This is a genomic window from Streptomyces poriferorum (assembly GCF_019399235.1).
Taxonomy (GTDB): domain Bacteria; phylum Actinomycetota; class Actinomycetes; order Streptomycetales; family Streptomycetaceae; genus Streptomyces; species Streptomyces poriferorum.
In genome coordinates, this window is record NZ_JAELVH010000006.1 from 57604 (window position 1) to 84224 (window position 26621).

Annotated in this window: 21 protein-coding genes and 1 pseudogene; 17 read left to right on the plus strand and 5 right to left on the minus strand. The window is 71.8% G+C overall.

Annotation, left to right across the window (positions count from 1 at the left end; genetic code table 11):
- Positions 1-4 precede the first annotated feature (4 nt).
- The 3 genes from JGS39_RS02400 to JGS39_RS02410 all read left to right on the plus strand — a co-directional run bounded on the left by JGS39_RS02400 (position 5) and on the right by JGS39_RS02410 (position 2597).
- The gene (locus tag JGS39_RS02400; RefSeq protein WP_219566984.1) at positions 5-238 is read left to right on the plus strand and encodes an acyl carrier protein; all 234 of its coding nucleotides are present in this window, start codon (positions 5-7) and stop codon (positions 236-238) included.
- Complete coding sequence (locus JGS39_RS02405) at positions 235-1482, plus strand: beta-ketoacyl-[acyl-carrier-protein] synthase family protein (RefSeq protein WP_219566985.1); 1248 nt, start codon at positions 235-237, stop codon at positions 1480-1482. The genes JGS39_RS02400 and JGS39_RS02405 overlap by 4 nt, the downstream gene beginning before the upstream one ends.
- A 188-nt stretch (positions 1483-1670) precedes the next feature.
- A complete protein-coding gene (locus JGS39_RS02410; protein WP_219566986.1) occupies positions 1671-2597 on the plus strand; it encodes an alpha/beta fold hydrolase in 927 nt (308 codons plus the stop codon).
- Between the two features lie 39 nt (positions 2598-2636).
- On the opposite strand, the gene JGS39_RS02415 is transcribed toward JGS39_RS02410, so the two are convergent.
- Complete coding sequence (locus JGS39_RS02415; protein ID WP_219566987.1) at positions 2637-5045, minus strand: DUF8508 domain-containing protein; 2409 nt, start codon at positions 5043-5045, stop codon at positions 2637-2639.
- A gap of 537 nt (positions 5046-5582) precedes the next feature.
- Between JGS39_RS02415 and JGS39_RS02420 the strand changes: the two genes are divergently transcribed.
- The 8 genes and pseudogenes from JGS39_RS02420 (at position 5583) to JGS39_RS02455 (ending at position 16679) form a co-directional block, all read left to right on the plus strand.
- A complete protein-coding gene (locus JGS39_RS02420) occupies positions 5583-6851 on the plus strand; it encodes an ROK family transcriptional regulator (protein ID WP_219566988.1) in 1269 nt (422 codons plus the stop codon).
- A 314-nt stretch (positions 6852-7165) separates the two neighbouring features.
- Positions 7166-7690, plus strand: coding sequence for a flavin reductase family protein (locus JGS39_RS02425; protein WP_219566989.1), 525 nt, complete (start codon positions 7166-7168; stop codon positions 7688-7690).
- Between the two features lie 39 nt (positions 7691-7729).
- Positions 7730-8797, plus strand: coding sequence for an ABC transporter substrate-binding protein (locus JGS39_RS02430; protein ID WP_219566990.1), 1068 nt, complete (start codon positions 7730-7732; stop codon positions 8795-8797).
- Positions 8794-9664, plus strand: a pseudogene (locus JGS39_RS02435) (ABC transporter permease). The gene JGS39_RS02430 and the pseudogene JGS39_RS02435 overlap by 4 nt, the downstream one beginning before the upstream one ends.
- On the plus strand, positions 9640-10446 hold the full coding sequence (locus tag JGS39_RS02440) for an ABC transporter ATP-binding protein (RefSeq protein WP_219566991.1): 807 nt from the start codon (positions 9640-9642) through the stop codon (positions 10444-10446). The pseudogene JGS39_RS02435 and the gene JGS39_RS02440 overlap by 25 nt, the downstream one beginning before the upstream one ends.
- Positions 10430-11815: an LLM class flavin-dependent oxidoreductase gene (locus JGS39_RS02445; protein ID WP_219566992.1), complete on the plus strand. Its 1386-nt coding sequence runs from the start codon at positions 10430-10432 to the stop codon at positions 11813-11815. The genes JGS39_RS02440 and JGS39_RS02445 overlap by 17 nt, the downstream gene beginning before the upstream one ends.
- The gene (locus JGS39_RS02450; RefSeq protein WP_219566993.1) at positions 11812-15639 is read left to right on the plus strand and encodes an ABC transporter ATP-binding protein; all 3828 of its coding nucleotides are present in this window, start codon (positions 11812-11814) and stop codon (positions 15637-15639) included. The genes JGS39_RS02445 and JGS39_RS02450 overlap by 4 nt, the downstream gene beginning before the upstream one ends.
- A complete protein-coding gene (locus JGS39_RS02455) occupies positions 15636-16679 on the plus strand; it encodes an aldo/keto reductase (RefSeq protein ID WP_219566994.1) in 1044 nt (347 codons plus the stop codon). Before JGS39_RS02450 ends, JGS39_RS02455 begins: the two co-directional genes overlap by 4 nt.
- Position 16680: 1 nt before the next feature.
- Here JGS39_RS02455 and JGS39_RS02460 read toward each other — a convergent pair whose 3' ends face one another.
- Together JGS39_RS02460 and JGS39_RS02465 are read right to left on the minus strand one after the other, a co-directional pair.
- Positions 16681-17049, minus strand: coding sequence for a nuclear transport factor 2 family protein (locus JGS39_RS02460; protein WP_219566995.1), 369 nt, complete (start codon positions 17047-17049; stop codon positions 16681-16683).
- A gap of 120 nt (positions 17050-17169) precedes the next feature.
- The gene (locus JGS39_RS02465) at positions 17170-17622 is read right to left on the minus strand and encodes a DUF5709 domain-containing protein (protein ID WP_219566996.1); all 453 of its coding nucleotides are present in this window, start codon (positions 17620-17622) and stop codon (positions 17170-17172) included.
- A 276-nt stretch (positions 17623-17898) separates the two neighbouring features.
- Here JGS39_RS02465 and JGS39_RS02470 point away from each other — a divergent pair, with 276 nt between their 5' ends.
- From JGS39_RS02470 to JGS39_RS02480, 3 genes are all read left to right on the plus strand, one after another.
- Positions 17899-18129 (plus strand): DUF6296 family protein, encoded by a 231-nt coding sequence (locus JGS39_RS02470; protein ID WP_219566997.1) that lies wholly within the window; start codon positions 17899-17901, stop codon positions 18127-18129.
- A 51-nt stretch (positions 18130-18180) separates the two neighbouring features.
- A complete protein-coding gene (locus JGS39_RS02475) occupies positions 18181-19446 on the plus strand; it encodes a CaiB/BaiF CoA transferase family protein (protein ID WP_219566998.1) in 1266 nt (421 codons plus the stop codon).
- Positions 19447-19547: 101 nt separating this feature from the next.
- Complete coding sequence (locus tag JGS39_RS02480) at positions 19548-20132, plus strand: TerD family protein (protein ID WP_219566999.1); 585 nt, start codon at positions 19548-19550, stop codon at positions 20130-20132.
- Positions 20133-20185: 53 nt separating this feature from the next.
- On the opposite strand, the gene JGS39_RS02485 is transcribed toward JGS39_RS02480, so the two are convergent.
- On the minus strand, positions 20186-21064 hold the full coding sequence (locus JGS39_RS02485) for a DMT family transporter (RefSeq protein WP_219567000.1): 879 nt from the start codon (positions 21062-21064) through the stop codon (positions 20186-20188).
- A gap of 159 nt (positions 21065-21223) precedes the next feature.
- Between JGS39_RS02485 and JGS39_RS02490 the strand changes: the two genes are divergently transcribed.
- Positions 21224-22336 (plus strand): winged helix DNA-binding domain-containing protein, encoded by a 1113-nt coding sequence (locus JGS39_RS02490; RefSeq protein ID WP_219567001.1) that lies wholly within the window; start codon positions 21224-21226, stop codon positions 22334-22336.
- A 2-nt stretch (positions 22337-22338) separates the two neighbouring features.
- Here the strand turns inward: JGS39_RS02490 and JGS39_RS02495 are convergent, their stop codons facing one another.
- Complete coding sequence (locus JGS39_RS02495; protein WP_219567002.1) at positions 22339-23181, minus strand: response regulator transcription factor; 843 nt, start codon at positions 23179-23181, stop codon at positions 22339-22341.
- A gap of 146 nt (positions 23182-23327) precedes the next feature.
- Here JGS39_RS02495 and JGS39_RS02500 point away from each other — a divergent pair, with 146 nt between their 5' ends.
- Complete coding sequence (locus JGS39_RS02500) at positions 23328-25004, plus strand: AMP-binding protein (RefSeq protein WP_219567003.1); 1677 nt, start codon at positions 23328-23330, stop codon at positions 25002-25004.
- Entirely contained in the window at positions 25001-26608 is a 1608-nt protein-coding gene (locus tag JGS39_RS02505) for an AMP-binding protein (protein WP_219567004.1), read from the plus strand. Before JGS39_RS02500 ends, JGS39_RS02505 begins: the two co-directional genes overlap by 4 nt.
- Positions 26609-26621: the final 13 nt, after the last annotated feature.

The following is a 26621-nucleotide window of genomic DNA, read 5'->3' on the forward strand; positions in this document are numbered from 1 at the left end:
CCCCATGAGTACGGCAGACGAGATCAGCACCTTGCTGGTGGCGAACTTCGGAACCGACCCGGTGGCGATCCGGCCCGAGGCGTCGCTCCGTCAGCTCAGGCTGGATTCCCTGGCCCTGGAGGAACTGCGGCTCCTCATCGAGGACCGGATGGGCATCGACCTCGACGACGTCCAGCTGACCTCGCGCGACACCGTCGGCCAACTCGTCGACGCCGTGCACGGCAAGGCCGCGGCATGACCGCCCGCTACCGGCCCGAGCCGTTCGCCGCCGCCGTCACCGGCATCGGCCTGGTCACCGCGGCCGGCGTCGGCACCGCCGCGGCCTGGCGCGGTGTGTCCGGGGCCGCCGACGCGCCCTCGGTTCTGCACCGGCCCGAACTCCACGACCTGCCCTGCGACTTCATGTACACCATCACGGGTCTCGACACGAAGGCCCTGCTCGGCGTCGCCGTCCAGCGGCTCATGGACCGCTTCTCGCAGCTCGCCGTGATCGCCGCCCGCGAGGCCGTCGCCGACGCCGGACTCGACCCATCGGCCTGGGACAGCGGCCGCGTCGCCGTCGTCATCGGCTCAGCCCATGGCGGACTGCCCTTCTACGACGAGCAGCACACCGCCCTCACCGAGCGCGGCGCCCGCCGGGTCTCGCCGAAACTGGCCCCGCTCACCGTCGTCAACGGCGCCGCCAGCAGCGTCGCCACCGACCTCGGCGCCCACGGCCCGAGCCAGGCCGTCTCCACCGCCTGCTCCTCCGGCACCGTCGCCATCGGCACCGCCCACCAGATGCTGCGCACCGGCGCCTGCGACATCGTCGTCGCGGGCGGCGCCGAATCCGTCTGCTCCCGGCTGCTGATCGCCAGCGCCTGCCGGCTGAAGGCCGTCTCCACCCGGCGCGACGACCCCGAGGCCGCCTGCCGGCCCTTCGACACCCACCGCGACGGCTTCGTCGTCGGCGAGGGCGCAGGCCTCCTCGTCCTGGAACGCCCCGAACACGCCGCCGCCCGCGGCGCCGCCGTCCGCGCCCACATCGCAGGCTACGGAGCCTCCAGCGACGCGTACTCCGCCGTCGCCCCGGACCCCGACGGGCGCGGCATCGAACGGGCCCTGCGCACCGCACTCGCCGACGCCGGACTGACCGGCGCCGACATCGGCCACGTCAACGCCCACGGCACCTCGACCGTGGCGAACGACCTGATCGAGGCCACGATGCTGCACCGGGTCCTCGGCGAGCACCCCCTCGTCACGTCGACCAAGGCGATGACCGGCCACACCCTCGGCGCCGCCGGCGGCATCGAGACCGCGCTGACCGTGCTGGCCCTCCAGCACCAGCTCGTGCCGCCCACGGTCAACCTCGACGCCCCCGACCCGGAGATCCCCATCGAGGTGGTGAGCAAGGAGGCCAGGGCGGGCGCTTTCGACGCCGCGGTCAAGACCTCGCTCGGCTTCGGCGGGCACAACGCCGCACTCGTCCTCACCCGGGCCTGACCGCCCCGCGGGCGACCTCGGGCCACGCGTCCGGACCGGGCAGGGCCCGCGGGGCCGCCCGCCGCACCTCGCGGCGTTGTCACCGGGCGCCGAGGCTCCGCCACGACTCCCTCCGCCGCCATGCGCCGCACGGCACCGGAACCCGCTCCCCGATCCGGCCTGATCCGAACGAAAGGCCCGAAGGACCGATGACCACGCCCGACGAGATCATCCGGAACCTGTCGGTGCACGGGCTGCGCTACAGCTACCGCGTCCTGGCGCAGCCCTCGCCCCGCACCGATCCGGTCGTCGTCCTCGGCGGGGCGCTCCAGGGGATGTACGGCTGGCCGCAGATGGACGAGCACCTCGGCCCGCACGCCCCGGTCGTCACCGCCGATCTGCCCGGCATGGGCGGCGCCGACCCGCTGCCGCCCGGCGCCGGCGACGACGTCCTGTACGACGCCGTCGCGGGCATCATCGACGACCTGGGCGCGGCCCGGGTCAACCTCTTCGGGTTCTCCTACGGCACGGCGATCGCGTTCGGCTACGCCCGGCGGAACCCCGGGCGGATCGCCCGGCTCGTCCTCGGCGGCGTACCGGCGCACATCAGCGAGGCCCAGCGGACCCAGTGGGGCGGCGCCGTCGAGCGGCTGGGGATCGGCGACGTGGAGGGGCTCGCCACCATCACCGCCGAGGCGCTGATGTGCCTGGACCCGCGGCGCCGGGTGCACCGCAGGGAGCTCGCGCGGCGCTACGTCCGGCGGTCGTTCGTGCACGCGCTCACCCATTCCCCGCACGCCGCCCAGTCGTTGCGCCGGGCGCTGGGTCACCGTCCGGACTTCTCCGGCGGGTTGAGCGGGGTGCCCGCGCTCGTCTTCGCGGGTGAGCACGACACCGTGACCTCCCCCGAACGGCAGCGCGCCTTCGCGGAGACGATCGAGGGCAGTCGCTTCCTGACGATCGGCGACTCGGACCACTGGGTCGTGCTGGAGAGGCCCGACGACGTGGCGGACCTCATCGCGCGCTTCTTCACCGACCGCCCCCTGGAGGCAGCGCCCGCACTTCGGCCGCTCGCCTCGCTGCCGCGCCCGCGGACGGGCGCGGCAGGTCCGGTCATGCCGAGGCCGGGCAGCTGAGGCGCCTTCGCGAAGGAGCGCGCCGCCCGGCCGGCGGGATCAGCGGCGGCCGTCGACCTTGATCCGTACGATCTGCGGGTCGTGGTCGCTGGCCTGGTCGGCGAACTCCGCGTTGATGTGCACCACGTCGTAGTCGAACCGCCGGATGCCGGGGCTCGTCAGGATGTGGTCCAGCGTCTGCGAGTTGCCCTCGTACACATAGCTGTACTGCTCGTTCGCCGGCAGCGTGGTGATCAGCGGCTTGAGGGCCTTGCCCGCGGTCAGCGCGGACATCGTGGGTGAGAACGCGAAGTCGTTGAGGTCGCCGAGCGTCACGACCCGCGCCGACTTGTCCGCCGCCAGCAGGGACTTCACGAAGGTGTTGACCTCCGCGGCCTGCTGGACCCGCTTGGTCTCGGAGCTGCGCGACGGCTCCTGGTAGCGGCCGTGCAGCGGCTGGTCGCCGCCCTTGGAGGTGAAGTGGTTGCCGATGACGAACACCGGCTTCCCGTGGAAGCGGAACTCGCCGACCAGGGGCTTGCGGCTGTCGTCCCACGCCGCGCTCGCCGGGGCGATGCGGCCGGGCGACACCGACAGGGTCACGCCCTTGCGCGTCGGTACCGCCGCCACGGCGGTCGTCGCGTCGCCGCCCGCGCGGTCCACGAAGGAGACCCGGTGCGGGTTGAAGAGGAAGACGTTGCGGATGTTGCCGCCGGGCTCGCCGCCGTCCTGGCCGTCCTGCGGGGCGACATAGCGCCAGGCGTACCGGGGTCCGCCCGCGGCGACGATCGCGTCGGTGAACCGCTTCAGCGTCGCCTCGGAGCCGACCGTGCCGTCGCTGACCGCGCCGTTGTCGTCCTGGATCTCCTCCAGCGAGACGATGTCGGGGGAGGAGAGGTTCACCGCGATGCCCTCGGCGAGCGTGTCGAACTTGGCCTGCTCGTCCAGCGCGTCCAGGTTCTCCACGTTGTACGTGGCGACGGCGAGTTCGCCGCCCTTCTGCCTCCGCGTGATCTCGCGCCGCAGACCGTTGTCCTTCAGCGTGCCGAGCTCGGTCGCCTGGAGGTTGTAGCCGCCGAACGAGGCGTAGTCGATCACACCGGTGGTGGTGCCCGACAGCACGTCGCCGACGTTGCCGACGGGGAAGGGACGCGTGGTGTCGAGCGACATCACCTTGATCCGGCCGGTGTTCTGGTCGGTGTACGAGGAGTACAGGGTGCCGCCGCGCCGGGTCGGGTTCTGCTTCGGCTCGACGGTCACCCAGATCTCGTCGTACGCGGTCGTGGCACCCGTGACCCGGGTGTCGGCGATCTGCACGCGGGTGCCTTCGAGGGACTCGTAGAGGTCGAGGGCGTACACCGACGGCTCCAGGGGCAGCGCGTCGATCGAGGCACCGCCCGCCGAGGGGACGTATGCGGCGGGCACCGCGGCGGCGTCGAGCACCACCGGCGCCGGAAGCGCGTTGCCGGAGGAGAGGACCGTGGTCCTGGGGGCGGTGATCTCGGTGATGGACTGCGTGGTGGCCGACGGGTAGTACTCGTCGACCGTGCCGCTGACCAGTACGGAGTCGCCCACCGCGACCGCCGGGGCGGTGGAGCCCGTGTACACGAAGACGCCCTCGCCGGTGCGCGGGTCCGCGTCCGGGGCGGTGTCCTGGATCCAGAAGCCCTTCGAACCCGTGGTGCGCACCGCCGTGACGATGCCGGGTACCCCGGTCACCGCCTTCCCGTCCAGCGGGGAGACCCGGGTGGTGCCCTGGATGTCGTGGACGCGCACGGTGCCGGGCTCGGTCGGGTTGCCCGGGTCGCCCGGGTCCGTGCCGCCGCCGGACGTCTCGCCGGCCGCGTTGACCGGGGTGGGGGGTGCGGCGGACAGGTCCGTGGCGTTGTCGTCGGTGTCGGCGAGGGAGGCCGCGCGCGCCACGGAGGCGGTGGCGGAGGCGCCGGTGGCCGGGCCGCTGCCTTCCCGGACGACCGCGGAGCCGTAGCCCACCAGGTCGACGATGCGGGTGTCGGCGGCGCAGTCGGCCGCGGTCTTGCAGGTCAGCGGCGTGGTGCCGGAGACCAGCGCGATGCTTCCGCTCGCGGCGGACATGGCGACCGTACCGGTGGCGTCCGGCGCGGGCAGGGCGACGGTGCCACCGGTGCCCGCGGCCTGGGCGACCAGGTAGCGGCCGCCGGGCGCGACGGAACCCGTCAGCGCGGAGACCTGCCACAGCGAGCCCGCGGACGGAGCCCCGGGAAGGTACTGGACGCTGAACCCGGACAGGTCGTACGCGGCGGAGCCGGAGTTGGCCAGCTCGACGAAGTCGCGGGTCAGCGTCGCACCCGAGTTCCCGCCACCGCCGTACACCTCGGAGATCACGGCGGTCGAGGACGGTGCCGCGAAGGCGGCGGGCAGCGCGGTCGCCGAGAGGGTCACGGCGACCGCGCCGCCCAGCAGGACGGAACGGGATCTGGATATGCGCACGGAAACTGCCCCTCAGAGTGTGGTGAGGGAGCACAAGCTATGCGCGTAGAACCGGCGATGACAAGGCATCAGAGGTTAATTCCAGAAATAGTTCCGCGGCCCCGCCGGGTGTGCGCCGCCGGGCCCTTCCGGTGCCGCCGCCCTGCCCGCTTCCGGACCCGCTGTTCACACGCCTGCCGTACTCCCGTCATGACCCGTAACTCCGGGGCAACGCCCGCCCTGAGCACAGGTGTCCAGGATGCGGCGAGGGTTTGACCGGGTTGAGCCGGTCCGGCTACGTTGCGCGGCATGCAGCGATCCGCACACCTGACGACGCGAGGTCATATCGACCTGAAGCGTGTGTGCTCCGCCGTGTGTCACCGCGCCTGAGAGCACCACGCCCGCGCCGAGGGGCCCACGCCCGCCCCGGTCCCTCGCACGGTCCCTCTCCACGGAAGAGGCAGCACCCTCCGGCCCCGCGCCGCGGACGGTCTGCCCGAGCTCCGTACCGGAGCGTGCACCGCGTCACCCGCTGCCATCGAGGACCTGGAAGACACTGTGAAGAGTCTGTCTGCGCCCGTCCGCCGTCGTCACGAGGACCGCCCCACCCCGCTGCGACGCTCCGACATACCCTCCGCCGGACCTGCCCGCCGCGTCCCGGGTACCGGATCCGTGCTCGGGGCGATCCTCGACCACGGGCCGGTCGCCCGCTCCACCGTCGCCCGCCTCACCGGCCTCTCGCCCGCCTCCGTGAGCGGGCACGTCGGCCAGCTGCTCGCCCGCGGACTGGTCCGGGAGAGTGCGGAGACCGCAGGACCCAAGGGGCTCGGCAGGCCGCACATCCCCGTCGAGATCGACACCGGCCGCTTCCTGGTGGCCGGCGCACACATCGCCGTCGCCCACTCCACCGTCTCCCTGATGGACCTGCGGGGCCGGATCGTCGCCGAGGAACGGCAGCCGCACCGCACCACCGAACCCCGCCGCATACTCAACGGACTCGCAGCCCGGCTGCCCCGGTTGGTGGCCGCGCACGCCGGCGGACGCACCGTGCTCGCCCTGGGTCTGGCCACCGGGCACCGGGTCGACCCCGTGACCGGCGTGATCGTGGAACACCCCCAGCTCGGCTGGCGCGATGTGCCCGCCCGCGACATCCTCGCCGCCGCTACCGGGCTGCCGGTCCACGTGGACAGCCACTCCCGGGCGCTGGCCCGGGCGGAGCAGCTGTTCGGCGAGGAGTCGACCCGCAGCAGCACCGTCCTGCTCTTCGTCGGCGCCGTCGTGGACGCGGCCTTCGCCACCGAGGGGGCCATGCACCGGGGCCCGCGCTCGGGGGCCGGCAGCGTGGCGCACCTGCCGCTCGGCGCCGGCGGGACGGGCGGCGCGGAACCCTGCTCCTGCGGGCGGTCCGGGTGCCTCCAGTCGGAGGTGTCGGAGCGGGCCATGGTGCGGCGTGCTGCGGCGCAGGGGCTGTTCGTCGGCTCGTTCCCGGAACTGCTGGACCAGGCGCTGGCCGGTGACGCGCGGGCGGTGGCGTTGTTCCGCCGGAGGGCGCGGCTGGTCGGCCGGGCGGCGGCCCTGCTGCTGGACATGTTCGACCCGGAGGTGCTCGTCGTGGTCGAGCCCGGGGCGGGCCGTATTCCGGAGTGTCTGGCGGATCTGCGGGCGGAGGTGGCGGAGCGCTCGTGGGTCTGTGAGGACCCCGAGCGGGCCGTGGTGCCGACGAGCTTCACCGGCTCCGTGCTGGCCACAGCCGGTGGCGCGGTGGCGCTCGGTGCGCTGTACGTGGACCCGCTCGGCCCCTGGCCGGCGCTGCCCGCAGTCTCCTGACGTCCTCTCAACCCCGGCGTCCCGTATCCGACTTAATTCAGGCAGTTGCATTGTTGACCGGGCCTGAATCGGAACGGGATGATGGATTCATGACCAGCCGACAGCGGAATTCAGGAGACGTGTCCTCGACGACGCGCGCCTTCCGCTCCGTCGTGCCGTCCCGCGTGTGCACATGGTGTCGGTGTTGTCGCCCCTGTCCGGGTCCCCGATAACCGTCCGCTGAATTCGGGTGAGAGTTCCGCGCCGTCGCGCGCCTCGCCCCGCGCAGGTGCGTACCCTGCCGCATTCCCCTGCCACTTTTCCCGCTTTCCATCATGGGAGAGACGTTGACCATCACCGCGCACTCATATCTGGCGTCCGCCGCGAAGGGCATCGCCCCGGACCGGTTCAAGCAGGCGTTCCGCCGCTATCCCGCCGGAGTCGTCGTCGTCACGGCCGACGCGGGCCACGGCCCGATCGGCTTCACCGCGACCTCGCTCAGCTCCCTCTCGCTCGACCCGCCGCTCGTCTCCTTCGGCATCGGGACCGGCACCTCGTCCTGGCCGCACATCGAACGGGCCGGCACCGCCGTCGTGAACTTCCTCGGCGCCGAACAGCAGTCCCTGGCCACCACCTTCGCCACCAGCGGCATCGACCGGTTCGCCGCCCCCACCCGCTGGCGCCGGCTGCCGGAGGGGGAGCCGGTGCTCGACGGGGTGGCCGGCTGGCTGCGGCTGGAGACCGAGCAGATCGTCCCGGCCGGCGACCACCGCATCGTCATCGCCCGGGTGGTGGACGCCCGGCTCGACGAGGGACGCAGCCCGCTGCTCTTCCACGACGGCGCCTACCACTCCCTCTGACAGCCCGCCCATTCCGAAACTACGGATCAGGAATTCACCATGGAACGCCACGACACATACGGGACCGTCGGCCGCAGGTCATTTCTCGCCCTGGCCGGCGGAGCGGTCATCGGAACTCTCGCCGCCTGCTCACCCCAGGTAAAAACGGCGGCAAGCGCAGAGCCCGCAGGGAAACTCCCCTCGGGGGCGCCGCCGCCGGGGACGAAACTCTCCATAGCCGTCCGTTCCACACAACTCCAGCTGGGTCCCGCCGGATTGCAGAAGGACCTTCCCTTCACCGTTTCGCAGTGGCCCAACCTGGCCGCGGGCCCCGATATCATTCAGGGATTCCGGGCCCATTCCATCGATCTCGCGGTCAACGCCGGGATTCCGCCGATCCAGGCCCACGCCATCGGCGTCGAGGCGAAGATCGTCGCCGTGCAGGTGCGGAACCATCCCTCGTACGTCTTCGCGACCGCGCCCGGCTCGGACATCAGGTCCGTGGCCGACTTCCGCGGCAAGAAGATCGGCTTCTCCCAGGGGCAGGCACAGGGCGTCGTCGTCCTGCGTGCGCTGAAGCAGGCGGGCATCGCCAACGAAGACGTCGAACTGGTCGCCCTGCCCAGCACCCAGTTCCTCACCGCCCTGCAGTCCAAGCAGGTCGACGTGGCTCCGCTGGGCGAACCGACCTTCACCAAGTACCTCACCCAGTACGAGAAGGACGGGGCACGGGGGGTGAAGACGGCCGTCGTGGACCTGCTCTCGGTCCTCTGGGCGCCCAACGAGGTGCTGAACGACCGGGCCAAGGTGGCCGCCGTCCGCAGCTTCATCCCGCTGTGGGCCCGCGGCCAGACCTGGGCCTGGGAGAACACCGAGAAGTGGATCGACACGTACTACGTCAAGGACCAGGGAGTCTCCCGGGAGGACGGCAGGCGCATCGTCGCCTCGCTCCACAAACCGCAGTTCCCGGTCAGCTGGGACAAGGCGATCGCGTGGGAGCAGGAGACCGCTGACCTGCTGGCCGACGGCGGCTTCGTACCGAAGCAGGACGCCGCCGAGCTGTTCGACCGCCGCTTCGAGGGGATCGCGGCCAAGGCCGTGGCCGCCCAGTACCGGGAGACGTCATGACCGAACTGCTGACGAACACCGCCACCGCAGCCCGCGTGAGTACGGCGGACGGGCCACTGAGGAAGGCCGGGGCGGACCCGGCCGGCGGGCGGGCACCCGGGGCGCCGGGGCCGAGCCATTCCCTTCGGGCGGCTGATCGGCCCGGTGCTGGTCATCGCCCTGTGGTGGTTCGCCTCGGCCATCGGCTACCTCGACCCGCGGATCCTGTCCGGTCCCGGCACGGTCCTCTCCACCGCGTCCGACCTCATCTCCAGCGGCCGGCTCCAGGACAACGTCCTCATCTCGCTCCAGCGTGCCGGACTGGGCCTGTTCTTCGGGGTGACCGCCGGAGTCCTCCTGGCAGTCGCCGCCGGACTCAGCCGCACCGGTGAGTACCTGCTGGACGGGCCGCTCCAGATCAAGCGCGCCATCCCCTCCCTCGCCATGCTCCCGCTGCTGATCCTCTGGCTCGGGATCGGCGAACAGATGAAGGTGACCGTCATCGCGCTCGGCGTCGCGGTGAACATGTACATCAACACGTACGCCTCACTGACCGGAATCGACAGCAGGTACGTCGAGCTCGCCGAGGGGCTCGACCTGAGCCGCGCACAGTTCATCCGCAAGGTCGTCGTGCCCGGTTCACTGCCCGGCTTCTTCGTCGGACTGCGCCTCGGAGTCACCGCTTCCTGGCTCGGACTGATCGTCGTCGAGCAGATCAACGCCACCAGCGGCATCGGTTACATGATGTTCCAGGCCCAGCAGTACGCCCAGTCCGACGTGATCATCGTGGGCCTGGTGGCCTACGGGATCTTCGGCTTCGCATCGGACGCGGCGGTACGCGCCGTCGAGAGGAAGGTCCTGTCATGGCGACGCACTCTGGCGGGCTGAACCCCGCCCACGGGACCGGTACGACGGCGGTCGAGGAACGTCCCGCCATCCGCACCAGGAGGCTGGTCCGCCGGTTCGGCGACCGCGACGTCCTCAAGGAGCTCGATCTCACCGTCGCGCCGGGCGAGTTCACCGCACTGCTCGGCCGCAGCGGCTCCGGCAAGTCCACCCTGCTGCGGGCCGTCGCCCGCCTCGACCACACCGTCGAGGGCTCCGGCGAACTCACCGTCCCCGACCGGGTCTCGCTCTCGTTCCAGGACTCCCGGCTGCTGCCCTGGCTCCGGGTGATCGACAACGTCACCCTCGGGCTGCGCGGACCCAAGGCGCGCGAACGTGGCCTCACCGCCCTGGCCGAGGTCGGCCTGGAGGGCCGTGACCGGTCCTGGCCGCACGAGCTGTCCGGCGGAGAGCAACAGCGCGCCGCACTGGCCCGCGCCCTGGTCCGCGAACCCGAACTCCTCCTGGCCGACGAGCCGTTCGGCGCGCTGGACGCGCTGACCCGGATCAAGATGCACGGACTGCTGCGCGAACTCTACGAACGCCACCGCCCCGCGGTGCTGCTGGTCACGCACGACGTCGACGAGGCCGTCGAACTCGCCGACCGGGTGCTGGTCCTGGAGGACGGCCGGATCTCCATCGACCTCACGGTCGACCTGCCCACCCCGCGCTCCCGCCGCGACCCCCGGTTCCAGGAGTACCGCGACACGCTGCTCACCGCCCTCGGTGTCGCGCAGCCCCAGACCCTTTCCGAAGAGAAGGAATCCCATGTCCCGCACGCCTGACCGCAAGCAGTTGCACCTCAACGCGTTCCTCATGTCCACCGGTCATCACGAGGCGTCCTGGCGGCTTCCCGAGAGCCCGGCCGAGGCCAACTCGGACATCGAGCACTACAAGAACCTCGCCCGGATCGCCGAACGCGGCAGGCTGGACTCGCTGTTCCTCGCCGACAGCCCCGTCCTGATGGGCGATCCCGGCCGGCGGCCCGCCGCCAAGCTGGAGCCCACCGTCCTGCTCACCGCGCTGGCCGGCGCCACCCGCCACATCGGGCTCATCGCCACCGCTTCGACGAGCTACAACGAGCCGTACAACCTGGCCCGCCGGTTCGCCTCGCTGGACCATGTCTCCGGCGGCCGGGCCGGCTGGAACATCGTCACCACCGCGGGCGCCGACGCGGCCCGCAACTTCGGTCTGGACGACACCCCGCTGCACCACGACCGCTACCGGCGGGCCGGCGAGTTCGTCGAGGTCTCCACCAAGCTCTGGGACAGCTGGGCCGACGACGCCGTGATCGCCGACAAGGAGCGAGGCGTCCACGCCCTGGCCGAACGGGTACGGAAGATCGAGCACAGCGGGGAGTTCTTCCGCGTCGACGGCCCGCTCAACGTACAACGGCCGCCTCAGGGGTATCCGTTGCTCGTACAGGCCGGGTCCAGCGAGGACGGCAAGGACTTCGCGGCCCGGTACGCGGAGGCGGTGTTCACCGCCCAGCAGACCCTGGAGGAAGGCATCGCCTTCTACAAGGACGTCAAGCAGCGCGCCGAGGCCATCGGCCGCAACCCCGACGGCATCAAGATCCTGCCCGGCATCGTGCCCGTCATCGGCGACACCGAGGCAGAGGCACTGGCGCTCGACGCCGAGCTGGAGAACCTCATCGTCCCCGAGTACGCCAAGCGGCAGCTCGCCCGGACGCTGAGGATCGCCCCGGACGACCTGGACCTGGACGCGGAACTCCCCGAGGACATCCCCACCGAGGACGAGATCGAGGGCGCCAAGAGCCGCTACACCCTCATCGTGGAACTGGCCAGGCGAGACAAATTGACTGTGCGTCAGTTGATTGGCAGGCTCGGTGGCGGCCGCGGTCACCGCACCTTCGCCGGCACCGCCGAGCAGGTCGCCGACACCATCGAGCAGTGGTACGACAGCGGGGCCGCCGACGGCTTCAACATCATGCCCGCCGTCCTCCCCTCCGGCCTGGAGGTCTTCGTCGACCGGGTCGTCCCGATCCTCCAGGAACGCGGCCTCTTCCGTACCGAGTACACCGCGAGCACCCTGCGCGGACACTACGGACTGCCGCGGCCCGCCAACCGGCTCTTCGAGACCGTCGACCGCAGCGAGGGCCACTTCGGCATCGGTCTGGCGGAAGCCCGGTGACGGACTGTCCGGACCCGGAAACCGGTACGCCCCGGCAGCCGCCGCCCGGCTGGGCGCGGCGGCTGCTGGGCTACTGCCTGCGGCACCGCACGGACCTGCTCCTCGCCTTCGGTGCCGCAGTGGTCGCCGCCGTCGCCACCGCCACCCTGCCGCTCGTGCTGCGGCACGTGGTGGACGGGGTGGCGGCCGGCACCACCGCCTCGCTCGCCCCCTGGACGATCCTGCTCGCCGCGCTCGGAGCCGTCCGCTTCGGTGCGAGCTTCACCCGCCGCTACCGCTCGGGCCGGCTCTCCCTCGGGGTGCAGTACGACCTGCGCAACGACGCGTTCGCCGCGCTGCTCCGGCTCGGCGGCGCCCAGCAGGACGATCTGCGCACCGGTCAGGTGGTCAGCCGGTCCATCTCCGACATCACCCTCATCCAGACCCTGCTGCAGTTCCTGCCCAACCTCACCGGCAACGCGCTGATGTTCCTGTTCTCGCTGGTCTTCATGACGGTCCTGTCCCCGCTGCTGACCGTCGTCGCCGTGGTCGTCGGCCCGCTGCTCTGGCTCATCGCCCTGCGCAGCCGCCGCGACCTCTTCCCCGCCAACTGGCACGCCCAGCAGGAGGCCGCGGAAGTCGCCTCCACCGTCGAGGCGACCGTGACCGGCGTCCGCGTGGTCAAGGGCTTCGGCCAGGAGCAGCGGGAGCTGGCCGGACTCGAACAGCGCGCCCGCCACCTCTTCGCCTCCCGGCTGCGCGTCGTCCGCTTCACCAGCCGCTACAACCCGGCGCTCCAGGCGGTCCCCGCACTCGGCCAGGTCGCCGTCCTCGCCCTCGGCGGCTGGATGGCCCTGCACGGCCGGATCTCGCTCGGCACCTTCCTCGCGTTCACCACCTACCTGGGCTCCTTCGTCACCCCCGTCCGCCAGGTGGCGACCCTGCTCACCGTCTGGCAGCAGGCGAGGGCCGGTACGGAACGGGTGCTGGAGGTGGTCGACGAGGCACCGCTCATCACCGACGCCCCCCACGCCCGGCAATTGCCGGACGAACCCCCGGCCATCGGCTGGCACGACGTCACCTTCGGGTACGGCGACGGCGCTCCGCTCCTGGACGGCTTCACCCTGGACATCCGCCCCGGCGAGACCCTCGCTCTGATCGGCCCGGCCGGCTCCGGCAAGTCCACTGCGGCAGCCCTGCTGCCGCGCTTCTACGACGTACCGTCCGGGTCGGTACGGGTGGGCGGCCACGAGGTCCGCGATCTCGAACTCACCTCTCTCCGCTCCCGGATCGGCTACGTCTTCGAGGAGAGCCTGCTGCTCTCCGACACCGTGCGCGCCAACATCGCCTACGGGGTGCCGGACGCCACCGACGCACAGATTCGCGCGGCGGCCCGGATCGCGTGCGCCGACGAGTTCATCGAACGGCTTCCCCGCGGGTACGACACCGTCGTCGGCGAACAGGGACTCACCCTCTCCGGCGGCCAGCGCCAGCGCATGGCCCTGGCCCGCGCCCTGATCGGCGACCCGGCCGTCCTCGTCCTGGACGACGCGACCTCGGCCATCGACGCCCGGGTGGAGGCGGAGATCCACCACCGGCTGCGCCAGGACGACCGGCGCCGCACCACGCTGATCGTCGCGCACCGAAGATCGACGCTGGACCTCGCCGACCGGGTCGCGATCCTCGACGGCGGCCGCATCACGGACACCGGGACACCGGAGGAACTCCTGGCCGGATCCGCCCTGTTCCGTGAACTCCTCTCGACGGACGACAGCCTCGACGCCACCACGGCTCCGGATCCGGGCACAGCTTCCGGATGCCCCACCCCGCACCTCTGGCTGCGCCCGGAAGGGAGCGACGACGAACAGCCGGAGGGGACCGCGGTGCGGGCCGCCCAGGCGCTCGCCGAGGCCGCGGCCACCTCGGGCCCGGGACGCGCCGGCCCCGGCGGCGGGGTGCTCGGCTCGGCGCCGCCGAGCCCCGAACTCATCGCCGGACTGGCCGGAATGCCCCTGCCCGCCGCCGATCCCCGGGTGCCCACCGACCAGGCCGTCGCCGCCGAGGCGGACTTCGGCCTCCGCGCCCTGCTGCGGCCCTTCCGGCTGCCACTCCTCCTCGGACTGCTGCTCGTCGCGCTCGACGCCGGCGCCCAGATCGCTGTGCCGGTCCTCGTCCGCCACGGAGTCGACCGGGGGGTGGCCCATCAGGCCGGGCCGGTCCTGCTCGCCGCGGCAGCGGCCGCGGGCCTGGTGGTCGCCGCGAACTGGCTGATCGGGGTGGCCCAGGTGCGCACCACCGGACGTACCGGCGAACGCCTCCTCTACACCCTGCGCGTGAAGACGTTCGCCCAGCTCCAGCGGCTCGGCCTCGACTACTACGAGCGCGAACTCGGCGGCCGGATCATGACCCGGATGACCACCGACGTCGACGCGCTGTCGAACTTCCTCCAGACCGGTCTGATCACCGCCGTGGTCAGTCTGCTGACGGTCGTCGGGGTCCTGGTCACCCTGCTGGTGATCGACGCGCAACTGGCCCTCGTGCTGCTCGCCGTACTGCCGCTGCTGATCCTGGCCACCGCGGTCTTCCGCCACTACTCCGTCCCCGCCTACCGTGAGGCCCGGGAACGGATCAGCGCCGTCAACGCCTGCCTCCAGGAGAACGTCACCGCGATCCTGGTCACCCAGGCCTTCCGCCGCGAAGGCCGCAACGCCGCCGACTTCGCCGAACTCGCCCGTTCCTTCCGGGACTCCCGGCTGCGCGCCCAGCGCTACATGGGTACGTTCTTCCCGTTCGTCGAGTTCCTCGGCACGCTCTCCTCGGCCGCCGTGCTCATGGTCGGTGCCGGACAGGTCCGATCGGGCGAGCTGAGCGCTGGGACGCTCATCGCGTTCCTCCTCTACGTCGAGCTGTTCTTCTCACCGATCCAGCAGCTCTCCCAGGTCTTCGACGGCTACCAGCAGGCCGTCATCGGCCTCGGCCGGCTCCGCGGCCTGATGCGCACCCCCACGGGCACCCCGCCCGCGAAGAACGCCCGGCCGGTGCCCGCGCTTCGAGGCGAGGTCGAGTTCGACTCGGTCTCCTTCGGGTACGCGGGCGGCGGTGGCCAGGAGGTCCTGCACGGCGTCTCCCTGCGCATCGCGCCGGGCGAGACCGTCGCGCTGGTCGGGGCGACCGGGGCGGGGAAGTCCACCGTCGTGAAGCTCCTCGCCCGCTTCTACGACCCGTCCGCCGGGGCGGTGCGGGTGGACGGGCACGATCTGCGCGACCTCGACCTGCCCGGCTTCCGCCGCCGGCTGGGCGTCGTCCCCCAGGAGGCCCATCTGTTCAGCGGCACGGTCCGCGACGCCATCGCCTACGGACGCCCCGACGCCACCGACACCGAGGTGGAACTGGCGGCCCGCGCGGTCGGGGCGCACGAGATGATCGCCGGACTGAGGCTCGGCTACCTCCAGCCGGTGGGGGAGCGGGGCCGCAACCTCTCCGCCGGGCAGCGCCAGCTCCTCGCCCTGGCCCGGGCCGAACTCGTCGACCCGGACGTCCTGCTGCTCGACGAGGCGACCGCCTCGCTGGACCTGGCCACCGAACGCAGGGTGGCCGCGGCGACGGAGGTGCTGGCCCGTCGCCGTACCACCGTCGTCGTCGCTCACCGGCTCACCACGGCGGTCCGCGCCGACCGGGTGGTGGTGCTCGACGCGGGAACCGTCGTCGAGACCGGCACCCACACCGAACTGCTCGCCGCCCACGGTCCGTACCGGCGGCTGTGGGACGCCTTCCGGGAGACCGGCCACGCAGCGCCGGTCGACCACCGACACGCAAATGAACTGGTCAAGGAGAACGCAGGATGACGGAGTACCGCGATTTCGGCCGCACGGGCGTCAAGGTCAGCCCGCTGTGTCTGGGCACCATGATGTTCGGAGCCCGGGGCAACCCGGACCACGACGACAGCATCCGGATCATCCACCACGCCCTGGACTCCGGCATCAACTTCGTCGACACCGCCGACGTCTACTCCGCCGGTGAGTCGGAGACCATCGTCGGCAAGGCCCTGGCGGGTGGGCGCCGTGACAACGTCGTGCTCGCCACCAAGTTCCACGGCAGTCTCGGAGCCGACCCCAACCAGCAGGGCAACTCCCGCCGTTGGATCATCCGGGAGGTGGAGAACAGCCTGCGCCGGCTCGGCACCGACTGGATCGACCTCTACCAGGTGCACCGCCCGGAGCCGGGCACCGACTTCGACGAGACGCTCGGCGCGCTCTCCGACCTGGTCCACCAGGGGAAGATCCGCTACATCGGTACGTCGACCTTCGAACCGTCCGCCATCGTGGAGGGTCAGTGGATCGCGGAACGCCGCGGCCGTGAACGCGTCGTCGCCGAGCAGCCGCCGTACTCGATCCTCGCCCGCGGCATCGAGCGCGAGGTACTGCCCACGGCCCGGCGGTACGGACTCGCGGTCCTCTCCTGGAGCCCGCTGGCCGGCGGCTGGCTCTCCGGCCGCTACCGCAAGGGCGCCGACCAGCCCGCATCGAGCCGCGCCGAGCGGCAGGCCGAGCGGTTCGACATCGCGTCGTCCGAGAACACCGCCAAGCTCGACGCAGCCGAAGCGCTCGCCCAGCTGGCCGAGGAGGCCGGGCTGACCCTCGTCCAGCTGGCCCTGGCCTTCGTGCTGGAGCACCCGGCGGTCACCTCCGCGATCATCGGCCCGCGGACGCTGGAACAGCTGACGAGTCAGCTCGGCGCGGACCGGGTGCGGCTGAGCCAGGACGTCCTCGACCGGATCGACAAGATCGTCCCGCCGGGAACCAACCTCTCGTCCCGTGACGCCGGTTACCACCCGGCGGAGCTCACCGACCCGGCGCTGCGCCGCCGTTCGCGCCCGGTCGGGTAGCTCAGGACACCGGCACGCGGTCCAGGAAGCCGCTGACCGAGCTGATCCGCCCGTCGTCGGCCAGAGTGATCACGTCCGAACCGGCGACGGGCGCCGAGCCGTCGGCCGCGGCGACCAGTTCCCAGCTGAAGCGGGCGAGGGAGTGGTGCCCGTCCACCGCCCCGGCCGGCCGGAAGGAGAACCCGGGGAACTGCTTCTGGGCGCCGCTGATGGCGGCGGCCAGGGCCTCGTGCCCCCGCACGTCGGCCAGCGGATCGGTGTACGTGGCGTCCTCGGTGAACGCCGCCGCGACGGCCTTCTCCAGTTCCTCGGCGGTGGCGGCGTTCCAGGCGGCGAAGTAGCGCTGGACGGCCTCGTCGTATGCGGTCATCGTGCGGTCCTCTCCCTCGGCTCCGGCCGCTGGGCCGGGAGCGCTGTGCTGGTGAGGAACACGATGTCGGACGGGGCGCGGAGCGTCGATTACCTCCGGGGTAAGGGCGGTGGGCGTGGCCTACGGCTGCGCGTCCGGAATGACGTGCATGGCCGCCTCCTCGGCGGACGCCGCCGCCCCGTCGATCCCGACGTCCTCGCCGGCCATGCTGTCCGGCTCGTTCAGGTCCAGCTCGCGGGTGAGCCGTCCCGCGCGCACGTCCCCGACCTCCGCGTCCCGTGGCTCGCCGTCCCCGTCGGACAGGTCGCCGTCGTCGTCCCCGGGCGGACCGGCGGTCTCGGGCAGCTCCCGGGCCAGCCGGCCCTCCAGCGTCTCCCCGCTGAGCTGCTCGGACCCGGTGGTGCCCCGGTCCTCCACGGCCCATGGCCGCTCGGGAGGCGAGTAGCCCTCGTCCAGGACGTCGGTGAGCTGCCGGTTGTCGAGGGTGTCCGCCGCGTCCAGCTGCTCGACGGGGTCGGAGGCCTCCGGTTGCTGGGGCTGGTACACATCGTCGCCCCGGTCGGCACCGTCCATGACGTTTCCCTTCCCGGTGTCGGGGATCCCGGGCCATGCCTGCCGTACGACGCGGGAGCAATGGGCGGTATCGGCCCGATTGCCTTGAACTTCCCATACCCCTTCAGGATAGGCAGCCGGGGCCGGGGCTCGCACCGTGCGGTCGTGCACGGGCGGGGACGGCCGGTGTGCGAGACCATGGAAGGTGCAGGCCGGACGGATGGGTGCCGCGCGAGGCGAAGCCCGTCGGAGGCCCGGTCCGCAGAGCCCGCCGAAGGCCGTCGTGGAGGGGCCGTCATGGATTACCCGGAGACCTATCAGCTCGTGTTCCAGTCGTCCGCCGTGGAGGACGACACGGTGACCGTCCGGCGGACCTCCCGGTCCGGGGCGGGCGGATACCCGGTCTACGAGGACGAGACCGGGATCGTCCGCGCGGAGATCAGCGAGCGCGGAGAGGTGCGCATGCTCGCCAGCGGCGGGCACCAGCTCCTCGGGACACCGCTGGTCGCGCCGGGGCCGACCGCCTGAGCCGGCCGGGCCGCACCCCCGGGGCGGCCACCGCCCCGGGATCATGTGCGCATGACCGAACCGCATCCGCTTCCGCTCGCGGGCATCACCGTCGTCAGCCTGGAACAGGCCGTCGCGGCGCCCTTCGCCACCCGTCAGCTGGCCGACCTCGGCGCGCGCGTCATCAAGGTCGAGCGCCCCGGCGGCGGTGACTTCGCCCGCCGCTACGACACCACCGTGCACGGTCAGGCCAGCTACTTCGTCTGGCTCAACCGCTCCAAGGAGTCCCTGATCCTGGACCTCAAGGCGCCCGAGGGGCGCGAGATCCTCGATGAACTCATCGCCACAGCAGATGTGTTCGTACAGAACCTCGCCCCCGGTGCGGCCGACCGGATGGGCCTCGGCGCCGCCGCCCTCCAGGCCCGGCACCCCTCCCTCATCACCTGCACGGTCAGCGGCTACGGCACGAGTGGTTCGTGGTCGGGGCGCAAGGCGTACGACCTCCTGGTGCAGTGCCAGACCGGACTGCTGTCCATCACCGGCTCGCCCGACGAACCCGCGCGCTCGGGCATCTCCGTGGCGGACATCGCCGGCGGCATGTACGCGTACAGCGGCATCCTGTCCGCCCTCTTCACCCGGGCCACCACCGGCCGCGCCCCGGCCGTCGAGGTCTCCCTCTTCGACGCGCTCGCCGAGTGGATGAGCCAGCCCGCCTACTACACGCGCTACGGCGGTGCCCAGCCGCCGCGGATCGGCGCACAGCACGCCACGATCGCGCCCTACGGGCCGTTCACCGCCGCCGACGGCAAGGACGTGATGCTCTCCATCCAGAACGAGCGGGAGTGGGACGCCCTGTGCGTCACCGTCCTCGGTCTGCCCGGGCTCGTCGACGACCCCCGGTTCCGCACCGGCCCTGACCGGGTCGCCCACCGCGAGGAGCTCAACGCGATCGTCGCCGCACGGTTCACGGACCTCGGCAGCGAGGAGGCGGGGGAGCTCCTGGACCGGGCGGCGATCGCCAACGCCGGCGTGAACTCCGTCGCGGAGTTCCTCGACCACCCCGCGCTCATCGAGCGCGACCGCTGGCGTGAGGTCTCCGTGCCCGGTGCCCCCGGCCCCGTACAGGCACTCCTGCCGCCGGTGGACCTGGGCGGGGTCGCCCCGAGGATGGATCCGGTGCCGGCGGCGGGCCGGCACACCGGGCGGATCCTCGCCGGTCTGGGCCGTAGCGCCGCCGACATCGAGCGGCTGTGCGCACGCGGCGTCGTGGAGACCGATGACCCTTATCACGGAGCCGCGCCCGACGACATCATGCCGACGCAGGACAATTCCTCCTGAGCCGTCCAACACTTGGTCGAAATTTTGCCCCTGATGGGATGCATCCGGAGGACACCAGGCACACTCGACCTGTAGGAATCTCGCCACGAAGAGGATCACGCATGATCACGTTGAAGAAGGAAGACGGCCCGGCGGATCTGGACGGGGTGACCCACCTGTCCATCGGGGTGTCCTGGGACCCCACGGTCGGTGCGAGTGGCGGACTGATGGGGAAGCTCCGTCAGAAGAAGGGCACCGACCTCGACCTGATCGCCATCGCGATGCAGGGAGCGGAGCCCGTGCGGCTGGCAGGCCTGGATTCCCTCGACCCGCTGGCCAACGGCGCGCTCGTGCACAGCGGCGACAACCAGACCGGGCACGGTGACGGCGACGACGAGACCGTGACCGTCGACTTCGCCCGGGTGCCGCCCAACATCACGTCCATCGTCTTCATCGCCGCCGCGTACAAGAAGCACAGCTCCTTCCAGAGCGCGCGCAACATCAGCTTCAAGGTGTACGACGCGACGGGCGGCACCACCCAGCAGGTCGCCGACATCTGGCCGAGCCTGCTCAGCAACGACAACGGCTGTGCCGTGGCCAAGGCCATGCGGGCCGGTGGCAGCTGGAAGCTCGAGGTGATCAACGAGACGGGGAAGATCAAGCAGGGCGACGAGCAGGCCCTGATGCGCTTCGCGGTCAGCAAGTAGTCACCGGCAGGCGCCCGGCGTGAGCGCCCCGGCCCCGGCCCGTACGCGGCGTCTCAGTCGACGCGCCGCGCACGGGCCGGGGCCGTCGTGTTCCCGGAGGCCAGCGGCGAGCGCGCCAGTGCCACGCAGCCCACGGCGATCAGGCCGAGCGCCAGCAGCTCCGGCAGCACCCACCAGCCGGTGCGAAGCTCCTCGCCGAACAAAGTCACCCCGTACAGGATGCTGATCAGGGCATCACCCAGGGTCAGGCACGGCTGGACCGCGACCAGCGTGCCCGCCTGCAGCGCGTTCTGCAGCAGGAACAACGCGCCGACGCCCGCCACCGCGGTGCCGTAGAGCTGCCAGGCCGTGAACAGCGCCGCCGCCCCGCCCTCGTCGAGCCGGGCCATGGCGTCCTTCATCAGGGCCGCGGTCAGCGCGTACGCACAGGCGGCGGCCAGGCCCAGCAGCGCCGCCCGGGGATTGCCGCGCGTGGCCAGGGCGGCCGCGATCAGGGCCGCCTCGAACAGGCCCGTCAGGATCAGCGCAGGCACCCACGCGGCCCCGTGCACCGTGGCGCTGCCCCCGCCCGGAGCCGCCGACGCCATGCCGAGGGCCAGACCGGACGTCACGGCGGCCACGCCGGACCACACCGGCCGGGGCAGCCGCACCCGCATCACGAAGCCGGCCATCAGGAGTGTCGCCGGCAGTTCGATCACGAAGATCGGCTGCACCACGGCGATGGGGCCGGTGGCCAGTGCCACGGCCTGGCAGACGGCGGCGACGATCACCAGGCCGATGCCGGCCAGCCACACCTTCTGGCGCAGCAGATGGCCGATCAGTGACAGCCGCATCGCCTCGCTGTCGGGGGCGGTACTCGCGGCACGACGCTGGAGGACGGAGGCCGCGCCGTTGCTGAGCGCGGTCAGGACGGCGAACAGGACGCTGATCACCGGACCATGATGCGGGTGCCCGGCGCGAATGGCCGGAACCCGCGGGCAGCGGCATGGCGCAGAACGTACCGGTACGGGAAACCGCCACCAGGGCCGGACTGACCCGGGAAGCCGTCATCAGGACAGGATCTGACCGCATGGCCGCGTAGCGTGCCGTCCATGGCTGTGAAGAAGAAGACCTCCGCCGCCCCGGCCGCCGTGCTCTCGCCGCGGGCCTTGGGGCGCGCGACCTTGGAGCGCCAACTCCTGCTCAGGCGTGCGGTGATGAGCGCCGAGGACGCCGTCCGGCATCTCGTCGGACTCCAGGCGCAGAACACCAAGCCGCCGTACTTCCAGCTCCTCGCCCGGCTGGAGGGCTTCGAACCGGACCGGCTCGCCGCGCTGATGGAGTCGCGCCGGGTCGTCCGTATCGTCACCCTGCGCTCCACCATCCACACTCACACCGCCGACGACGCCCTGACCCTGCGCCCTCTCGTGCAGGAGGCCCGCGACCGGGAGCTCAGGATCTTCCGGAAGGGGCTCGTGGGTGTGGACCTCGACCGGCTGAGAGACCTCGGCAGGGTGTACGTCGAAGAGGCGCCCCGCACCCCGAAGGAGATCCGCGAAAGGCTGCTCACCGAGTGGCCCGACGCGGATCCGCAGGCGCTGGGCACGGCCGCACGCTGCCTGCTGCCCCTCGTCCAGGTCACCCCGCGCGGGGTCTGGGGCAAGAGCGGCCAGGTCGCGCTCACCACCGCGGAGCACTGGCTCGGCAGGCCCTCCGCGCCGGTTCCCCCGCCCGACGGGACCGTGCTGCGCTACCTCGCCGCCTTCGGACCCGCTTCGGTCAAGGACATGCAGTCCTGGGCAGGGCTGACCCGGCTGCGCGAGGTCTTCGAACGGCTCCGCCCGCAGCTGGTCACCTTCCGGGACGAGAACGGCGTCGAGCTCTTCGACCTGCCCGAGTTCGACAACGTCCTGCTCGGCCACGCGGACCGGACCCGCGTCATTCCGCCGCCGCTCAAGGGGTGCAACGGGGTGGGGAACCAGGCCTACGGCAGTGTGCTGGTCGACGGATTCCTCGCGGCGATCTGGCGGCTGGAGGCCGGCGGGGCCGGTACGCCGGCGACGGTCACCGTGCAGGAGCTGCGCCCGTTCACCGCAGCCGAGCGGGACGAGGTCACGGACGAGGCCGTGGCCCTGCTCTCCGTGATGACGAAGACGGCCACCGGCGGTGCCGGCGGCAACGGCGGTGACGTCCGGTTCGCCTCGTTCGTCGACTTCGGCGACTGAACCTACGGCAGCAGGCCGGCCCGCCGGGCCGCGACGACCGCCTCCAGCCGGGTGTGCGCGCCCAGCTTCCGCATCGCCGCGCGGAGATACCCCTTCACCGTCTCCGGCCGCAGCCCGAGCCGGTCCGCCGCCACCGCGTTCGTGGCGCCCGCGGCGACACAGGCGAGGACGTCCACCTCGCGCGGCGCCAGCTGGACGTCGCGAGCCCTGGGCACCCGGGCACCCGCCGCGGCGGCGAGCCGCCCGCACACCGCGAGCAACTCCTCCCGCAGCGCCGGGTCGACGACCTTCGGCGCGAGGGCGCGCAGCTCACGGTGCGCCTCCCGGACGTCCTCCCACGCCCCGGGCACGGCCCGCGGGTCGGTGACCTCCTCCCGGGTCACGGCGAGCAACTGCTGCACCTCGTCCCGCACGGCCAGCGCCTGCTCCACGTCGCGGGCCGCCGCGACCGCGGCGTCGAACGTACGGTCCCCCAGACCGATGGGCTCGCGCAGCGCCCCGTACAGCACACCCCGCACCTTGCGGCGCACGACGACGGGCACGGCGACCACCGAGCGCAGGCCCTCGGCGGCCACGGCCATGTCGTACTCGTGGCTGATGTGGCGCGAGGAGTGGTAGTCGGTCACCGCACACGGCCGTGACAGGGCGATCGACTTGCCGCCGAGGCCGCTGCCGGCCGAGATCACCAGCCCGCGCAGGGCCGTGGTCTGTGCTCCGTTCAGCTCCGCGATCCTGGCGTGGCGGGTGTCGGAGAGCAGCCCGCCGAACGCCACGGGCAGCCCGCTCGTCCGGCGCAGCCGCAGCAGCGCCGCTTGCATCTCGACCGCATCGACCGATTCCGGCACGCTGACGCCTCTCCACCCGGCTCCGGGAACACGTCATTCCTCGCGGCACCCCCGTTCGGGGGTGGTGAGAGCTGGGTCACTGTTTACATGATGTTAAGCGACCGGCCCGAGACGGTGACCGGTCCGGTCCGCAATGAGGAGGGCACATGTCGGCATCCAGCTCGACGGAGACGTTCCGGGCCGCCCGGGACTTCCTGCTACGGCACCGCGAGGACTACACCGCGGCCTACGAGGGCTTTCGCTGGCCCCGCAGCGACCACTTCAACTGGGCGCTCGACTGGTTCGACGTCATCTCCGAGGGCAACGACCGCACCGCCCTGCACATCGTGGAGGAGGACGGCGGACGAACCGAGGTGTCCTTCGCCCGGATGTCCGCCCGCTCCAACCAGGCCGCGAACTGGCTGCGCGCCCAGGGCGTGCGCGAGGGCGACCGCATCCTGGTCATGCTCGGCAACCAGACCGAACTCTGGGAGACCGCACTCGCCGCGATGAAGCTGCGCGCCGTCGTCATCCCCGCGACGCCGCTGCTGGGCCCCGTAGACCTCCGCGACCGGGTCGAGCGCGGCCGGGTCCGGCACGTCCTGGTCCGGGACGCCGACACCGCCAAGTTCGACGAGGTGCCCGGCGACTACACCCGGATCTCCGTCGGCGCCGACACCGAGGGCTGGATCTCCTACACCGGGGCCGACGAGCAGCCGGAGACCTTCACGGCGGACCGCGAGACCGACGCCGACGAACCCCTGATGCTCTACTTCACTTCGGGCACCACCGCCAGCCCCAAGCTCGTCGAGCACACCCATGTCTCCTACCCCGTGGGCCACTTGTCGACGATGTACTGGATCGGGCTCAAGCCCGGCGACGTCCACCTCAACATCTCCTCGCCCGGCTGGGCCAAGCACGCCTGGTCCAACCTCTTCGCCCCGTGGAGCGCCGAGGCGACCGTCTTCATCTTCAACTACACCCGCTTCGACGCCGGACGGCTGATGGCCGAGATGGACCGCTCGGGCATCACCAGCTTCTGCGCCCCGCCCACCGTCTGGCGCATGCTCATCCAGGCCGACCTCTCCCAGCTGACGACCCCGCCGCGCGAGGTCGTCGCGGCGGGCGAACCGCTGAACCCCGAGGTCATCGAGACCGTCCGGCGCGCCTGGGGCGTCACCATCCGCGACGGCTTCGGCCAGACGGAGACCGCCGTCCAGGTCGCGAACACCCCCGGCCAGGTCCTGAAGGCCGGGTCGATGGGCCGCCCGAGCCCCGGCTACAAGGTCGTCCTCCTCGACCCGGTCAGCGGCGAGCCCGGCGCCGTCGAGGGAGAGATCTCGCTCGACCTGTCGGGCCACCCGGTCGGCCTGATGACCGGATACCACGGCGACCCGGACCGTACCGCCGAGGCGATGGCGGGCGGCTACTACCGCACCGGCGACATCGGCGCCCGGGACGCCGACGGCTACATCACCTACGTCGGCCGCGCCGACGACGTGTTCAAGGCCTCCGACTACAAGATCTCCCCGTTCGAGCTGGAGAGCGCACTCCTGGAGCACGAGGCGGTCGCCGAGGCCGCCGTCGTACCGGCCCCCGACCCGGTGCGCCTCTCCGTCCCGAAGGCGTACATCGTGCTCGCCGAGGGCTGGGTGCCCGGTCCGGACACCGCCAAGGTGCTCTTCGCCCACTCCAGGGCCGTGCTCGCCCCGTACAAGCGGGTCCGCCGGCTGGAGTTCGCCGAGCTGCCCAAGACCGTCTCCGGGAAGATCCGCCGCATCGAGCTGCGCGAGCGCACCGCCCAGGGCGGCGGCACCGAGTACAGCGAGGGGGACCTGACATGACCGAGCCGTCCTACGCCCATGGCACCGGCACCACCGCCCTGCTCGGCGACACCATCGGACGCAACCTCGACCGGGCGGTCCAGGCGTACCCGGACCGGGAGGCGCTCGTCGACGTACCGTCCGGGCGGCGCTGGACCTACGCCGAGTTCGGCGCGGCCGTCGACGAACTGGCCCGTGCGCTCATGGCCTCGGGCGTGGACCGGGGTGACCGGGTCGGCATCTGGGCGGTCAACTGCCCGGAGTGGGTGCTCGTCCAGTACGCGACCGCGCGCATCGGCGCCGTCATGGTCAACATCAACCCCGCCTACCGGGCGCACGAGCTGGAGTACGTGCTGAAGCAGGCCGGCATCTCCCTGCTGGCCGCCTCGCTCGTCCACCGCACCAGCGACTACCGGGCCCTGGTCGACGGGGTCCGCGGGAACTGCCCGGCCCTGCGCGCCGTGCACTACATCGGCGACCGCTCCTGGGACGAGCTCCTCGCCGTCGCCGGATCGGTGACCCCGGAGCAACTCGCCGCCAGGGAGGCCGGGTTGTCCTGTGACGACCCGATCAACATCCAGTACACCTCCGGCACGACGGGCTTCCCCAAGGGGGCCACCCTCTCCCATCACAACATCCTCAACAACGGTTACTTCGTCGGGGAGTTGGTCGCCTACACCGAACAGGACCGGATCTGTCTCCCGGTGCCGTTCTACCACTGCTTCGGCATGGTCATGGGCAACCTCGGTGCCACCTCGCACGGCGCCTGCATCGTGATCCCCGCACCCGCCTTCGAGGCGGCCGCCGTGCTCGCCGCCGTCGAACAGGAGCGCTGTACCTCGCTGTACGGCGTCCCGACGATGTTCATCGCGGAGCTGAACCTCCCCACGTTCTCCTCGTACGACCTCTCCTCGCTGCGCACCGGCATCATGGCCGGATCACCCTGCCCGGTCGAGGTGATGAAGCGGGTCGTCGCGGAGATGCACATGGACGAGGTGGCCATCTGTTACGGCATGACGGAGACCTCGCCGGTCTCCACCCAGACCCGCCGCGACGACGACCTGGAGCGCCGCACGGGCACGGTCGGCCGCGCGATGCCGCACATCGAGGTCAAGGTCGTCGACCCGGCGACCGGGGTGACGCTGGAGCGCGGTGTGTCGGGCGAACTGTGCGTCCGCGGCTACAGCGTGATGCTCGGCTACTGGGAGCAGCCCGAGCGGACCGCGGAGGTGATCGACGCGGGGCGCTGGATGCACACCGGGGACCTCGCGGTGATGCGCGAGGACGGCTATGTGCAGATCGTCGGCCGGATCAAGGACGTGATCATCCGGGGCGGTGAGAACGTCTATCCCCGGGAGGTCGAGGAGTTCCTGTACCGGCACCCGAAGATCGCCGACGTGCAGGTGGTGGGTGTCGCGGACGAGCGGTACGGCGAGGAGATCCTGGCCTGCGTCATTCCCTCGGACCCGGCCGATCCGCCGAGCCTGGAGGACGTCAAGGCCTTCTGCGCCGAGCAGCTGGCGCACTACAAGGTGCCGCGCCTGCTCCGGATCATGGAGGCCTTCCCGATGACGGTCAGCGGCAAGGTCCGGAAGATCGAACTGCGGGAGAACTACGGCCGGTAGCGCCGGCGGACTG